Source organism: Mesorhizobium sp. Root102 (assembly GCF_001425625.1).
In the GTDB taxonomy this organism is placed as follows: domain Bacteria; phylum Pseudomonadota; class Alphaproteobacteria; order Rhizobiales; family Rhizobiaceae; genus Mesorhizobium.
Window position 1 is genome coordinate 1 of the sequence record NZ_LMCP01000037.1, and the last position, 12,951, is coordinate 12,951.

Annotated in this window: 12 protein-coding genes; 4 read left to right on the forward strand and 8 right to left on the reverse strand. The window is 63.7% G+C overall.

Features of this window, described 5'->3' with window-relative positions; translation table 11 throughout:
- Positions 1 to 324: 324 nt before the first annotated feature.
- The 3 genes from ASD12_RS24315 to ASD12_RS24325 all read left to right on the forward strand — a co-directional run bounded on the left by ASD12_RS24315 (position 325) and on the right by ASD12_RS24325 (position 3,352).
- Positions 325 to 1,311, forward strand: a complete 987-nt coding sequence (locus ASD12_RS24315) for a sulfate ABC transporter substrate-binding protein (RefSeq protein ID WP_056592322.1) — start codon at positions 325 to 327, stop codon at positions 1,309 to 1,311.
- Positions 1,312 to 1,669: 358 nt separating this feature from the next.
- Entirely contained in the window at positions 1,670 to 2,119 is a 450-nt protein-coding gene (locus ASD12_RS24320) for an Rrf2 family transcriptional regulator (protein WP_056592326.1), read from the forward strand.
- A gap of 81 nt (positions 2,120 to 2,200) precedes the next feature.
- The gene (locus ASD12_RS24325; RefSeq protein ID WP_056592329.1) at positions 2,201 to 3,352 is read left to right on the forward strand and encodes a hypothetical protein; all 1,152 of its coding nucleotides are present in this window, start codon (positions 2,201 to 2,203) and stop codon (positions 3,350 to 3,352) included.
- On the opposite strand, the gene ASD12_RS24330 is transcribed toward ASD12_RS24325, so the two are convergent.
- From ASD12_RS24330 to ASD12_RS24360, 7 genes are all read right to left on the reverse strand, one after another.
- On the reverse strand, positions 3,347 to 3,895 hold the full coding sequence (locus ASD12_RS24330) for a gluconokinase (RefSeq protein ID WP_056592332.1): 549 nt from the start codon (positions 3,893 to 3,895) through the stop codon (positions 3,347 to 3,349). The two genes, ASD12_RS24325 and ASD12_RS24330, sit on opposite strands and share 6 nt — an antisense overlap.
- Positions 3,896 to 3,897: 2 nt before the next feature.
- Positions 3,898 to 4,884: an ABC transporter permease gene (locus ASD12_RS24335; RefSeq protein WP_056592335.1), complete on the reverse strand. Its 987-nt coding sequence runs from the start codon at positions 4,882 to 4,884 to the stop codon at positions 3,898 to 3,900.
- Complete coding sequence (locus tag ASD12_RS24340; protein WP_056592338.1) at positions 4,881 to 5,861, reverse strand: ABC transporter permease; 981 nt, start codon at positions 5,859 to 5,861, stop codon at positions 4,881 to 4,883. Before ASD12_RS24340 ends, ASD12_RS24335 begins: the two co-directional genes overlap by 4 nt.
- Positions 5,858 to 7,405, reverse strand: a complete 1,548-nt coding sequence (locus ASD12_RS24345; protein WP_056592341.1) for a sugar ABC transporter ATP-binding protein — start codon at positions 7,403 to 7,405, stop codon at positions 5,858 to 5,860. The genes ASD12_RS24340 and ASD12_RS24345 overlap by 4 nt, the downstream gene beginning before the upstream one ends.
- Before the next feature lie 80 nt (positions 7,406 to 7,485).
- Entirely contained in the window at positions 7,486 to 8,613 is a 1,128-nt protein-coding gene (locus ASD12_RS24350) for a sugar ABC transporter substrate-binding protein (RefSeq protein ID WP_056592345.1), read from the reverse strand.
- A gap of 290 nt (positions 8,614 to 8,903) precedes the next feature.
- Positions 8,904 to 9,932: a LacI family DNA-binding transcriptional regulator gene (locus ASD12_RS24355; protein ID WP_056592348.1), complete on the reverse strand. Its 1,029-nt coding sequence runs from the start codon at positions 9,930 to 9,932 to the stop codon at positions 8,904 to 8,906.
- A gap of 182 nt (positions 9,933 to 10,114) precedes the next feature.
- Entirely contained in the window at positions 10,115 to 11,344 is a 1,230-nt protein-coding gene (locus tag ASD12_RS24360) for an MFS transporter (protein WP_056592350.1), read from the reverse strand.
- A gap of 178 nt (positions 11,345 to 11,522) precedes the next feature.
- Here ASD12_RS24360 and ASD12_RS24365 point away from each other — a divergent pair, with 178 nt between their 5' ends.
- Positions 11,523 to 11,813 carry a DUF3175 domain-containing protein gene (locus ASD12_RS24365; RefSeq protein WP_056592352.1) on the forward strand — a complete coding sequence of 97 codons (291 nt, stop codon included), beginning with the start codon at positions 11,523 to 11,525 and terminating at the stop codon, positions 11,811 to 11,813.
- A gap of 17 nt (positions 11,814 to 11,830) precedes the next feature.
- Here the strand turns inward: ASD12_RS24365 and ASD12_RS24370 are convergent, their stop codons facing one another.
- Positions 11,831 to 12,607, reverse strand: a complete 777-nt coding sequence (locus tag ASD12_RS24370) for a FadR/GntR family transcriptional regulator (RefSeq protein ID WP_056592356.1) — start codon at positions 12,605 to 12,607, stop codon at positions 11,831 to 11,833.
- Positions 12,608 to 12,951 lie beyond the last annotated feature (344 nt).

A 12,951-nucleotide genomic window follows, 5' to 3' on the forward strand; every position in this document is an offset into this window, starting at 1 on the left:
AGCGCCAGCGGGTCGAAATCGAACTGCCGGTCGACCACCCCGCGGCCCAGAAAAGCCGGGTGGCGTTCCGCCCCGGACGCTGGAAGCTGTTTCCGGCGGCCTGATCCCGTCACCTAAACATCGCCTCGGGAAGGATTGTGCGCGCAATCAGCGTCGTTGCAGCCCCCCGAAGAGAATCCGTTTGGGTGAAAATCCTAGTCTCAGGCTGTTTCGGCGATATTTTTTCTCGCCGGACCCTCACAGGGCCGCTGCGTGTGCCTAGTCGCCCACACCGCGCCACGGCTATGATTCAATCATAAACGCATTGCATTGGAGCCTGTTTTCATGAAGCGATTTTTCCTCGGGCTTGCCACCGTCGCCAGCCTGTTCCTCGCATCCTCCCAGGCCTGGTCGGCCGACAAATTGCTCAACGCATCCTATGATGTCGGCCGCGAACTGTTCGCGCAGGTCAACAAGGCTTTCATCGCGCAGCATCCGGGCGTCACCGTCGATCAGTCGCATGCCGGCACTTCGGCGCAGGCCCGCGCCATCGCCGAGGGCCTTGGCGCCGACGTCGTTACCTTCAACCAGATCACCGACATCGACTTTCTGGTCAAGAAGGGGCTCGTCTCGGCCGACTGGCAGAAGGATTTTCCCGATAACGCTTCGCCCTTCTATTCGCTGCCGTCTTTCCTGGTGCGCGCGGGCAACCCCAAGCACATCAAGGACTGGAACGATCTCGTGCGCGACGACGTGCAGGTGATCTTCCCCAACCCGAAAACCTCCGGCAATGCGCGCTACACCTATCTGGCGGCCACCGCCTACGCCAAGGAAGCCTTCAAGAACGACGACGCCAAGGTGAAGGAGTTCATCACCAAGCTGTTCAACAACGTACCGATCTTCGACACCGGCGGTCGCGCCGCGACCACCACCTTCGTGCAGCGCGAGATCGGTGATGTGCTGATCACCTTCGAATCGGAAACGCGCGGCATCCGCAAGGAGTATGGCGACGACAAGTTCGAGCAGGTCACGCCCTCGGTCAGTCTGCTGGCCGAATTCCCGGTCGCGATCGTCGACAAGGTCGCCGACGAGCATAGCACCCGCGATCTGGCCAAGACCTATCTCGACTTCCTCTACACCCCGGAGGGCCAGGACATCCTGGCCCAGAACGGCACCCGGGTTCGCGATGCAGCAGTGGAGGCCAAGTACAAAGCCCAGTTTCCCGATGTCCGCCTGCTGACGGTCGAAGATGTCTTCGGCGGCTGGGACAAGGTGCAGAAGGAGCATTTCGCCGCCGGCGGCCTGCTCGACCAGACCTACGGCAGCCGCTAAGAGTTGCGGCATCCCCGGAGCAATTCCAGGAAAAGCGCATAGCGCTTTCCCTCGGGAATTGCGTCAAAACAAAGAATTGGAGTGGTTCGCCGTTTCCGCAAAACGGTGAACTGCTCTAGTGGATGAGAAAGCCGGCGCTTTTGCCGGCTTTTCGTTTTCGCGCGCCGGCGATCTAGTTTTCAGCGGGACGTCGGCACCGTCCGTGCAAAACGTTACAAAGAATCAACGCGTTTGTGCCTAACGTGCGATCCGGCGGCTTGTTTTCGCGAAACATCATCGAGTGGCGAAAAACGTCATTATTTGCACACAAACAGTCGCCAGATGCGAGTGGTTGGGGCTTCAATGGGTTGATCTGGGCATGCTGACAAAAAAAGGCAAATACGGCCTCAAGGCCCTCGTGCATCTGTCCGGCCTGCCGGTCGGCCAATTGGCCTTCGTCAACGATATCGCGATGGCCAACAACATTCCGAAGAAATTCCTCGATGCCATCCTGGGCGAGCTGCGCAATGCGGGCTTCGTCCAGAGCCGCAAGGGCAAGGAAGGCGGCTATCGCCTCGCCCGGCCGGCCTCCGAAATCAAGATCGGCCATGTCGTGCGTGTGCTTGACGGGCCGCTGGCGCCGATTCCCTGCGCCAGCCGCACACAATACCAGCGCTGTGAGGATTGCGACGAGGCGACCTGCCAGGTCCGGCACATGATGCTGGAGGTGCGCCAGGCGATCGCCGAAGTGCTTGACAATCGCAGCCTCGCCGCCATGCGCGATGCCGACAATGATGATTTTCCGGTCGAGCTGACGTCGCAGATATAAACCACTGACGCGTTCGCCATCGCAAGGTTGCGCGGTCCATGCCGACGCAGTAAAGCGGGGTTCGAAGAACGGGCTGGACCGATGAGGCTGTCGTGGTTCGCAAAATCCCGCAAGGCGGCCCGCAAGCCGCCATCGGCAGCCAGTTTCCGCACTGAAATCATCGCTGACGTCTTCGTCCCGGAACGGGCCGAGGAGGTGCGTTTCTTCACCCGCAAGCTGGTTCACCCCGGCCGGCTTCGCCGCTTTTCCAACAGGGACCTCCGCGAAAGCCTGCTGTCCGTCTTCTATCTCATGGTCGCGACGGCCCTGCCGGTGCGTTGGTGGGCGCCGATCTGCGGCCGCATGTCCAGGTTTCGCCTGAAGCGCCATATGCGCAAGGAATTTCCCGCTTACGCTGCCGCCACACGCTCGGTGCTTGGTGACGGCACCGATGCACGCAAGCTGTTCGAGGGATTGCTGGCTGCGCGCCATCGCCGCCGCCTGCAGCTCGCCGCACATCTGGTGGCTCGCCGCTGGTCGCCGACGATCCGGCTGGAGGGATTGGACGGGCTGCAGTCGGCCTTGCAGCAGGGCCACGGCGCGATCCTCTGGTGCGATCAGTTCACCGCCCAGACCATCATCGGCAAGCGCGCTTTGTACGAGGCCCGTATCGAGGCGCATCAGGTGAGTGTCCACACCCATGGTATTTCCGAAACGGCATTCGGCCTGCGTTTCCTCAACCCGCCGCTGATCAATGTCGAGAACCGGTACCTGAAAAGCCGGGTCGCCTTTGATCGCGACGACGCCTATCAAGTCACAATCCGCATCCAGAAGATCCTGAAGCAGAACGGCGTGGTGACGATGACCAACACCATCCATGCCGGCACGACCTTCACCGAGGCCGCCATGGGCGAAAGCGGCTGGACCCATCTCGCCTCGGCGCCGGCGAATTTCGCCGCCAGGGGCAGAACTGCCCTATTTGCCATGTCGACCTTTGAAGTGGTTCCCTTCATCGAATACCGTGCCGTGCTCAGCCCCGCGCTGGCGCCGGAGGCGTCGGTCACCCCGGCCACGGACATGGCCAGGGATGGAACCAAGAACATGGCCGTGCAGGCGCTCTACATCCTGCTCAAGCGCGACCGCCTGCTGGAAGCGCTGAAGCGCTACCCCGAGCAGATGATGACGTGGTCCCGTCGGCAGCGGTTGACCGAGGCTCAGGACAGCACCGGCATCGGCACTGACGAAGGCTCATGACCGGCGCGTCTGGCGGACAGCGGCAGCGACGACTTCACCGACCGGGCGTGTCGCATCGAGCGTCAGTGCCCGCTCATCGGCTGCCGGCGGCTCGAGGATGGCGAACTGGCTGTCGACCAGGCTCGCCGGCATGAAGTGGCCCTTGCGGTTGCCGACGCGCCGCCTGGCCGTGGCAGGGTCGATCCGCAGGTAGAGGAAGACAATCTGCGGGCAGAAGCCACTCAGCCGGTCACGGTAGCTGCGCTTCAGTGCCGAGCAGGCGGCAACCACGCCTTCGCCCTGCCCGACCGACGCCGCGATGCGCTCGCCGATCGCGTCAAGCCAGCCTTCACGCAGTTGATCGGTGAGTGGCTCGCCGCTTGCCATGCGTGCGACGTTTTCCGGCGGATGCAGCCTGTCGCCCTCGATAAAGGTAGCGCCCAGCGCGGCCGCCAGTGCTACACCGACGGCCGACTTGCCGCAGCCGGCGACGCCCATCACCACGATGGCCGGAGGCACCGAGCCGGTAGCGCCAACTGGCGCCTGTGCTGCCTTTTCGTCCACTGTCAGCGGCTTGCCGGCGCGCGGCCGTAGAGCAGCAGCATGGCGACGATGACGACGCCGTAGATAATCTGCCGCCCCGCCTCCGGCATCTGCATGACCGACAGGATGGATTGCAGCAGCGTGATCAGGATGACACCGGCAACGGTGCCGAGATACGAGCCGCGCCCGCCCAGGATCGAGGTGCCGCCAAGCACGACAGCGGCGATCGATGGCAGCAGATAGGCATCACCCATCGATTGCGCCGCCTTGGAGGCATAACCGGCGAGCAGTACGCCGCCGAAGGCCGAGAGCCCGCCGGAGACGGCGAAAGCAATCATCACCACGCGCCGTGTATCGATGCCGGAGAGATAGGCGGCGCGCTCGCGATTGCCGATGCCGTAGACGGTGCGGCCGAAGCTGGTGCGCGTCAGCACGAACACCATTGCAGCGCCAATCAGCGCCCATATGATGACCGCGTTGGGCACGCCTGGAATGGCAAAGCCGGTCGCTAGATAGCGCATCGCGCCCGTCGCCGAATCCTGTGGCGAGAAGCCGCCAGTGTAGACGACCATAAGCCCTTGCGCGACGGCGTTGGTGGCCAGCGTGATGATCATCGAGGGAATTCTGAGATAGGCGACACCGATGCCGTTGACGACGCCGATCAGCATACCGCAGAGAATGCCGAACGGAATGGCCAGCGCCACGCCGACTGGGCCATAGGCGGCCGCCGCACAGGCCATCATCGCGCCCGCCGCCACCGCCCACGGCACCGACAGGTCGATCTGGCCGAGCAGGATGACCAGCATCATGCCGGTGGCGATGACGCCGAGGAACGACGCCACCTTGAGCTGCTGCAGCAGATATTCAGGCGACAGGAAGCTTCTGGAATAGAGGCTGCCCAGGAACAGCAAAAGCACGATGCAGGCAAAGGCCGTCAGCACCGCCGGATCGGCGCGGCGGATGAATCTGGGCATGCGGCCGGCAATGCCGCCAAGCGTCGTTTCGCTCACAGGAACCACTCCAGCCGATTACGGACCCGAAACAGGGCGAAGGCGCCGAGGCTGACGGCGACCAGCAGGATAACGCCCTGGAACAGCGGCTGCCAGAGCGGATCGAAATCGAAGACGAACAGCAGGTCGCCGATGGTGCGGAAGGCCAGAGCGCCGAAGATCGCGCCGATGGCACTGCCCTTGCCGCCGAACAGCGAGACGCCACCGAGAACCACCGCGGCGATCGAAAACAGCGTGTAGGAGTTGCCGCTGGCATAGGCCGCCTCGCCCGTATAGGTGAAGAAGGTCAGGAACAGGCCGCCGATCGCCGCCAGCAGCCCGGCCAGAGTGTAGGCAGCGAACTTGCCGCGCCGGATCGGCACGCCGGACATGTAGGCCGCAGTTTCCGACGATCCGGCCGCGTAGGCGGCGCGGCCGAGCACCGAGCGGCTGAACGGCACCCAGATCACCAGCACGATGGCCAACAGGACGACGATGCTCGCCGGCACAACACCGAACACACGGCCGGTCAGCGCATCGGCCAGGTCTTCATTGACCGAGCCGCCCGGGAATGGCCGCAGCAACAGGCCGATGCCGTAATAGACGGCGCCCGTGGCAATGGTAGCGACGATCGGCTGCAACCGGCCATAGATGACGATGGCGCCATTGAGGGCGCCGCACAGCAGCCCCACCGCCAGCACGGCGATGACGCCGAGCGTCGTCTGCATCGGCGTGCCCACCACCAGCCAGGAGGCGAGGCAGTTGGTAAGCAGGAAGATCATGCCGACGGAAAGGTCAATGCCGGCGGTGATCACCACCAGCGTCTGCGCCATGGCGACGAAGGCCAGCAGCACGCCCTTGTTCGCCGCCGTCTGCACGACATTGGCGGTGAAGCCGGCCGGATGGTTCGAGGTGTAGATGACGAACATGACGATGAAGATGCCGAGCGCCAGCAGCGTTCCGCGCTGCTCGGCCAGCCAGTAGCGCCAATCCTTCATGCGTCCGCTCCCAGGCCCACCGGGCTTTCCTCGCCTTGGATGTTGAGCGCGCTTGATATGAGCGCCCGCTCGGTGATCTCGGCGCCGGCCAGCTCGCGCTTGACCGCCCCGTCATAGAGCACCAGCACACGGTCGCAGCAGCCGATCAGCTCGTCATAGTCGGTCGAATAGAACAGGATCGCAGCACCCGCATCGGCAAGCTTGCGCATCAGCTGATACAGCTCCTGCTTGGTGCCGACATCGATGCCGCGCGTCGGATCGTTGAGCAGGATGATGCGCGGCTGGCGCATCAGCCATTTGGCGATAACCACCTTCTGCTGGTTGCCGCCCGACAGCGCGCCGACCGGGATGTCGAGGCCCGCCGTCTTGATCGCCAGAAGGCCGACCATGTCGTCGATCAGCCGCTGCTCGGCGGCGCGGTCGATGATGCCCGCGTTCGACAGCCGGTCGAGCGCTGCGAAGGACAGGTTCTCGCGCACCGTCATCGGCAGCATCAGGCCTTCGGTCTTGCGGTCCTCGGGAATGAGGGCCATGCCGATGCCGTCATCGCGCGCAACGGATGGACTGGTGATCGACACAGGCTTGCCGTCGATCAGTATCTGGCCGCTGAGGCCGCGCAGCACGCCAAAAAAGGCGAGCAGCAATTCGCGCTGGCCCTGGCCGTCGAGACCGCCGAGGCCGACCACCTCGCCTGCCCTGACGGTCAATGAGATGTCGTGCAGCCGGTCGGCCCAGGAGAGCTTGCGGGCCTCGAGCCTGGGCGCGGCCGTGGCAGGCACGGCCGCCGGCTTGGGCGGAAAGATATGGCTGTATTCGCGGCCGATCATCAGTTCGACCACTTCATTGTCGCTCTTCGAGCCGGCCGGATAGCTGGCGACGTTGCGGCCGTTGCGGAACACCGTGCACTGGTCAGCCAGCTCGGCGATCTCGTTCATGCGGTGCGAGATATAAAGCAGCGCCAGCCCTTCCGAGCGCAGCCGCTTCAGCACCGCGAAAATCTTCGAGACATCAGCCGCCGTCAGCGCCGAGGTTGCTTCGTCGAGGATGAGGATGCGCGGTTTGCGGGCCAGCGCCTTGGCAATCTCGACCATTTGCCGCCTCGACAAGGGCAGGTCCTTGACCAGAGCCAGCGGATGGATGTCGGCCGCTCCCGCACGTGCCAGCGCCTCTTCCGCAATGCGGCGCTGCGCCTTGCGGTCGATCATGCCGAAGCGTTTGGGCGGGTCGGAAATGACGATGTTGTCGGCAACGCTGAGCTCGGGGACCAGCGACAGCTCCTGGAAGATGCAGACGATGCCGGCCTTGTTGGCAGCTCCGGGTGAGGCAAAGGTCACCTCGCGCCCGTCCAGCGTCATGCGGCCCTCGTCGGGCGCCACCACGCCCGCCATGACCTTGATCAGCGTCGACTTGCCGGCGCCGTTTTCACCGAGAATGGCGTGGATGCTGCCGGCCTCCACGACAAGCTCGGCCTTTTCCAGCGCCCGCACGCCGCCATAGCGCTTGGATATGCCTTCCATGCGAAAGAGCGGAGCCACACCGTCCATCGGCCCTCCCAGGGCGATTGTGGGATTGGAAACAGGCGCCGCAGCCTAAGCTGCGGCACCAGGCGATAGCCAGTGATGATTTACTGGTTTTCCTTGGTCTGACCCATGATCTCCTGGGCGCTGAAGTTGATGCCGCAGGTCGGGAACGAGTTGCCGACGAAGAAATTGTCGGATTCCTTGGCGAAGTAATCCGTGCCTTCCTTCATGTTCGGGTCTTCGGCGATCGCCAGCGGCAGCTTCACCTCTTGCGGCACCACCTCGCCTTCGAGCGCTGCAATCGCCGTCTTGATGGCCACGGCAACCTGAGCAGGGCCCGAGCCTGCGGACGAGCACTTCAGCCCGTCGGCCGAATGCGCGGCGCAGAACTTGCGGAAACCGTTCTCGGTCTCGCCGCCGAACGGCACGAACGGATGCTTGGCGTCGATCATCGCCTGCACGATGCCGGTGTCGCCGCCCTGCCCGGTGATGCCGTCGAACGGACCGTTGGTGGCGATCGCATCGGCGGTCACCTTCTGCGCCACGCCGTCATCCCATTTTCCGGCGACTTCGGTGACGTCCCATTTCTTGCCGGAGGCGTCGAAGACCTCGTGGATGCCATTGTGGCGGTCGGTGTCGACGGAGGTGCCGGCCACGCCGCGCACTTCGAGGATCTTGCCGCCGTTCGGTATCTTGGCGACCAGCCACTTGGCCCACAATTCGCCAAGGCCCTTCTGATCGACATTGACGTTGATGGCGTCCTTGGTGTCGAGAATGTTGTCGAAGGCGACCAGCACGATGCCGGCTTCCTTGGCGCGCTTGATGACTGGCCCAAAGGCGGTCGGGTTCTGCGCGTCGGTGACAATGGCGTCATAGCCGGAATCGATGAAATTGTTGATCGCCGAAATCTGCGCCGGCACATCCTCGCCCGTCGACACGACCTTGAATTCCTTGAGCTTGGCCTTCACATCGGGCTGAGCCGCGTAGGCCTTGGCCGTCTGCACCATCTGGATGCGCCATGTGTTGGCGATATAGCCATTGGCGAAGGCGATACGGAACGGACCTTCCTTCTTGGGATATTTGAAGAATTTCGTATCCGCGCTCCACGGCGCGAAGCAGTCCGCCTGAGCGGCGGGGCCCGATACGATCTCGGGGCCGGCGGCCATGGCGGCCGAATTGAGCATGACGAATGCACTGGCGGCGACGATGCCACCAACAACTGACTTGATCATCGATATTCCTCCCGATTGCAGTTCTGATTGTGGTTTTCGCTCTGAGAAGTTTCGCGCGACGGACCGGCACCTCCCGCCTCGCCATGCGCGTTTTTGGCCGTCGGTGGTCGTCGACCCGGTTCCTCCCTTGCCGCCGCCAGCGGGGCAAAAATTATCATATTATCCATAATAAACAAGGTTTAGTTGTCGCTTATGTATAATAAACAGGCGCGACCTATTATCCGTCTCGGGATGGTAGCGCTACCAATTTTGTGTGTAAACCGGCATTCGCACAGTCGCCTCTGTGTCTTTCAACGCGCCGTGCTCTCGCGGCGCTTGAGTTCGAAACCGAGATCGACGATCCGTTGCTCCGGCCTGTTGCCGGCGATCGCCGCCAATGCCATGGCGACTGCACGCCTGCCGATCTCATAGCGATGGGTGCGGATGCTGGTGATCGATGGAAACGCCACCTGCATCATGTCGAGGTCGTTGAAGCCGACGATACCGATCGTCTTCGGCACCGCGATCGAGGCGCGATGGCACTCGAACAAGACGCCGAGCGCGATGTCGTCATTGTTGCAGAAGACACCGTCGAGGGTCGGCACCTTGGCCAGCGCGTCGCGGAGCATCTCACGGCCGAGCGATACGCTTGATAGCACCGGTGTGGTGGTGACAAGGCGCGGGTCGAACAGGCCGGCATCCTCCATCGCCGCGCGATAACCGGCAAGGCGCCGCTGCGAACGTGGATCCATGCGCGCCCCGATGAAGCCGATCCGGCGGTAGCCCGCCTCGATCAGATGTTCGGTCGCCATCCTGCCGCCGTCGAGATGCGAGAAGCCGACCATCATGTCGACGGGATCGGGTCCGGTCTCCATGACCTGAACCACCGGGCAGCCGGCGCTCTCCAGCAGCTTTCGCGAGGGCGGTGTCTGGTCGATACCGGCGACGATGAGTGCCGCCGGCCGCTGCGAGCCGAACAGCTGCAACAGCCGCTCTTCCTCGAGACCGGAATAATGGGTGTTGCCGAGTTGGATGCGGAACGGACTGGCCGACAGGCTGTCATAGATGCCGCGCACCACCTCGGCGAAGACGTTGTTGGTGAGCGACGGCACCAACACGCCGAACACTTCGGCGCGCGCCGAGGCCAGCGCCCGCGCATTCGGGTCCGGCACGTAGCCCAGTTCATTGACGGCGGCCTGGATCTGGCGGCGCAATTCTTCCGAGACACGCTCCGGCTCGCGCAAGGCGCGCGACACGGTGATGGCGCCGACACCGGCCCTGCGCGCGACATCTGATATCGTCGGGCGGCCGCCACCCCGGCGTGAGCGCGGCTTGATCACGATCCCGCTCGCTTGGAAATGCGCCCGGCAGGGCGCGGTCGCGATACGATCGTCTTTGCTGTCTCCATCTCACCGGCCTTTTGCCGCCCCAACTTGCCTTCTGGCGTCGCGCGACATCCCCCGATTGTCAAGCCAAGGCGCGCGTGCCCGGCTTACGTGCGTGTGACGACCGCCGCCTCCTGTCAGGCCATCACGGCGGCGCTGCGCCGTGCTCTCCAGAACAACAGTCCGATCGCCAGGATGTTCAGCAAATTCCAGGCGATACCATTCAGGAACGCAGCCGCGTACGAGCCGGTCAGGTCATAGATCCAGCCCGACATCCAGCCGCCGATCGCCATGCCGAAGATCGTCGCCATCATGACGATACCGATACGCTGGCCAGCCTCCTTCGCCGGCATGTAATCGCGCACGATGATCGCGTAGCAGGGCACGATGCCACCTTGCGACAGGCCGAACACCAGCGACACCACATAGAGCGACGCAAGCCCGTCGAACGGGATGTAGAACAGCAGCGACAGGCACTGTAGCACCGAGCCGATCATCAGTGTCCACACAGCGCCGATACGGTCGGCGAGAAAGCCCGATGCCAGCCGGCTGACGACGCCGCCTGCCATCATGATCGACAGCATGTCGGCGCCATGCGCCACGCCGTAGCCGAGATCCATGCAATAGGCGACGATATGCACCTGCGGCATCGACATCGCCACGCAGCAGCCGAGCCCGGCGACGACCAGCAGCACCTGCAGCGCCCCCGGTGACAGCGAGATCGGCTGCACCTCTCGGCTTCCGGGCGAACCGGCGGCGGACGCCTTCGGAGCGCCGCGCCGCAGCAACAGCACCAGCGGCACCATGGTGACCAGACAGAAGATGCCGATTGCCGCATAGGTGAAACGCCAGCCTTCCGCCTTCATCAGGGTTGGCATGATGGTCGGCCACAACGCTCCGGCAAGATAGTTGCCGGCGGCCGCCGCGGTGACGGCGACGCCGCGCCGGCGGTTGAACCAGTGGGAGATGTCGGCGATCAGCGGCCCGAAGATGACAGACGTGCCAACGCCGATCAGCACCCCTTGAGCAAGGGTGAATTGCAGGATCGAGGTCGATAGCGCCGCGAGCAGGAGGCCGGCGGAAAGCGCAATCGAAGAGATCAACGCCGGAATCCAGTAGCCCATCCGGTCGATGGCGCGGCCGATCAGCACGTTGCCGGCGGCAAAGCCGACCATGGTCGCGGTGTAGGGCATGGAGGCCGCGGCGCGGTCGACGCCGAACTCGGCCTGCACAGCGGGCAGCACGACGACAACAGCCCACATGCCGACGGCGCCGATCGTCGCCAGCAGCATCGAGATGGCAAGCCGCATCCAGGCATAGGAGCTGTCGATGCCGGGGCTCGGCCGGCTCAAGTCGGTTCGGGTCAACGCGTCTCCTAGCCGACGGTCTCGAAAATCGGCCGCCGTTTGCGCCACTATCGGCGCATTCTCAGGCCGCAGCAGCGCCACAGCGGGCAAATCCGTGGCTCCAGGCCTGAGGGAAATGCAGGAACCGATGCCAATATGCGGAGTTTCCCAACAGGCAAACCCGCAAAGGAGTCCAGCCATGACCGCCACCAAGAAAAAATGGTCGGCCGAGGTGACCGAGCATAGTGACGCAATGGATATCGAGGACCATGTCTTTGAGTTCGATGACGCGAGGAAGATCGCCGCCTCGCTCAAGCGATCCGCCGAACACAGTGACCGGCGCAAGGCCGAGCCGTTCCAGTCGGCCATGTCGATGCTGAACTTCTACATCAACCGCGCCGGCAAGAACCTGCCCGCCGCGCGCAGGCAAGTGCTCGAGAAAGCCAAGGATGAGCTGCGCACCGCCTTCGGGCGCGAGAAAGACGGTTAGAAGCGACCCGATAGCCCCTAGCGGGCGCGTATGACGCCGTCCGTGTTGGCGAGCAGCTTTCGCACCGCGTTGCGCGCCGCGTCCGGCCGCTGCAGGCGGATGTTCTTCTCGATCGCTTCGTGCAGCTTCTGGGCGTGGTTGAGATCGTCGACCTCTCGCGTCGTATAGGCAAAGAGATGATCGAAGGCGGATTCGATGAGCACGCCGAGCGGCACCAGCAGGTCGTTTCCGGAGGCACGCAGGATGGCGAGGTGAAAGCGTGTATCGGCGCGGGTGCGCTCCTGCAGGCTCGTAGCCTCTCGCATCTCGCGGCAGGCCTGGCTGATCTCGGCCATCTGCTCGTCGGTGCGCCGCATGGCGGCAAAGGCCGTCGCTTCCGGCTCGATGATGTGGCGGAACTCCTGCACGGTCTTGAGGAACACCTCGCGGTCCGGCGACGTCGCGTACCAGGCCAGCACGTCGCGATCGAGCAGGTTCCAGCGTTCCTTCGGCTCGACCCAACTGCCGATCTTGGGGCGTGAGGCCAAAAGGCTCTTGGCCATCAGCATCTTGATCGCTTCGCGCACCGCCGAACGACTGACGCTGAAGGTCTCCGACCATTTCGCTTCGTTGGGCAGGATGGTGCCGGGTGGATAGTCGCCGCGCACGATCCGCAGGCCAATCTCGCTGGCCAGCGAGGCATGGACGCTCGACCCTGGAATGCGCGCCGCGTCGGGTCGGCGAACGCCAGCCGGACGCTCGGCGGAGGCCGCTTTCCCAGGCGATTTTTCCTTGTTCGGCTTCGCGTCCCGCATAGGCTCCAGAGAGTCTGGTTTCAGCAAGCTGTCAAGCGCGGTAAGCGGCTTGCGCCGCAAAGCCGGCCGCTGTGCACAGATCAGCCCCGATCCGCCGCTTGATTGGCATGTCGAGATTCAGGTCAGGCCAAGCAGAGAATGATGGATTTCGAGAATCGGAGCGCAGCGTGCTTTTGGGGTACGTGAGCACCGGAAGCGCACAAAGCCGTCATTCGCAGGCCGGCATCACCTGAATATCGACATGCCTAGGCCGTGTGGACGAATTTGATCAAGCATAGGCCTGCGGCGAAGCTTACGATTGAGCGGAAGTTTCGTGCGGTCTTTTCGCATCGCAGGGCGACGCG

Coding starts and splice junctions, on each gene's coding strand:
- ASD12_RS24350 (WP_056592345.1), bottom strand. CDS start 8,613: ATGATCAAGTCAGTTGTTGGTGGCATCGTCGCCGCCAGTGCATTCGTC.
- ASD12_RS24365 (WP_056592352.1), top strand. CDS start 11,523: ATGACCGCCACCAAGAAAAAATGGTCGGCCGAGGTGACCGAGCATAGT.
- ASD12_RS24370 (WP_056592356.1), bottom strand. CDS start 12,607: ATGCGGGACGCGAAGCCGAACAAGGAAAAATCGCCTGGGAAAGCGGCC.
- ASD12_RS24320 (WP_056592326.1), top strand. CDS start 1,670: ATGCTGACAAAAAAAGGCAAATACGGCCTCAAGGCCCTCGTGCATCTG.
- ASD12_RS24340 (WP_056592338.1), bottom strand. CDS start 5,861: ATGAAGGATTGGCGCTACTGGCTGGCCGAGCAGCGCGGAACGCTGCTG.
- ASD12_RS24315 (WP_056592322.1), top strand. CDS start 325: ATGAAGCGATTTTTCCTCGGGCTTGCCACCGTCGCCAGCCTGTTCCTC.
- ASD12_RS24345 (WP_056592341.1), bottom strand. CDS start 7,405: ATGGACGGTGTGGCTCCGCTCTTTCGCATGGAAGGCATATCCAAGCGC.
- ASD12_RS24325 (WP_056592329.1), top strand. CDS start 2,201: ATGAGGCTGTCGTGGTTCGCAAAATCCCGCAAGGCGGCCCGCAAGCCG.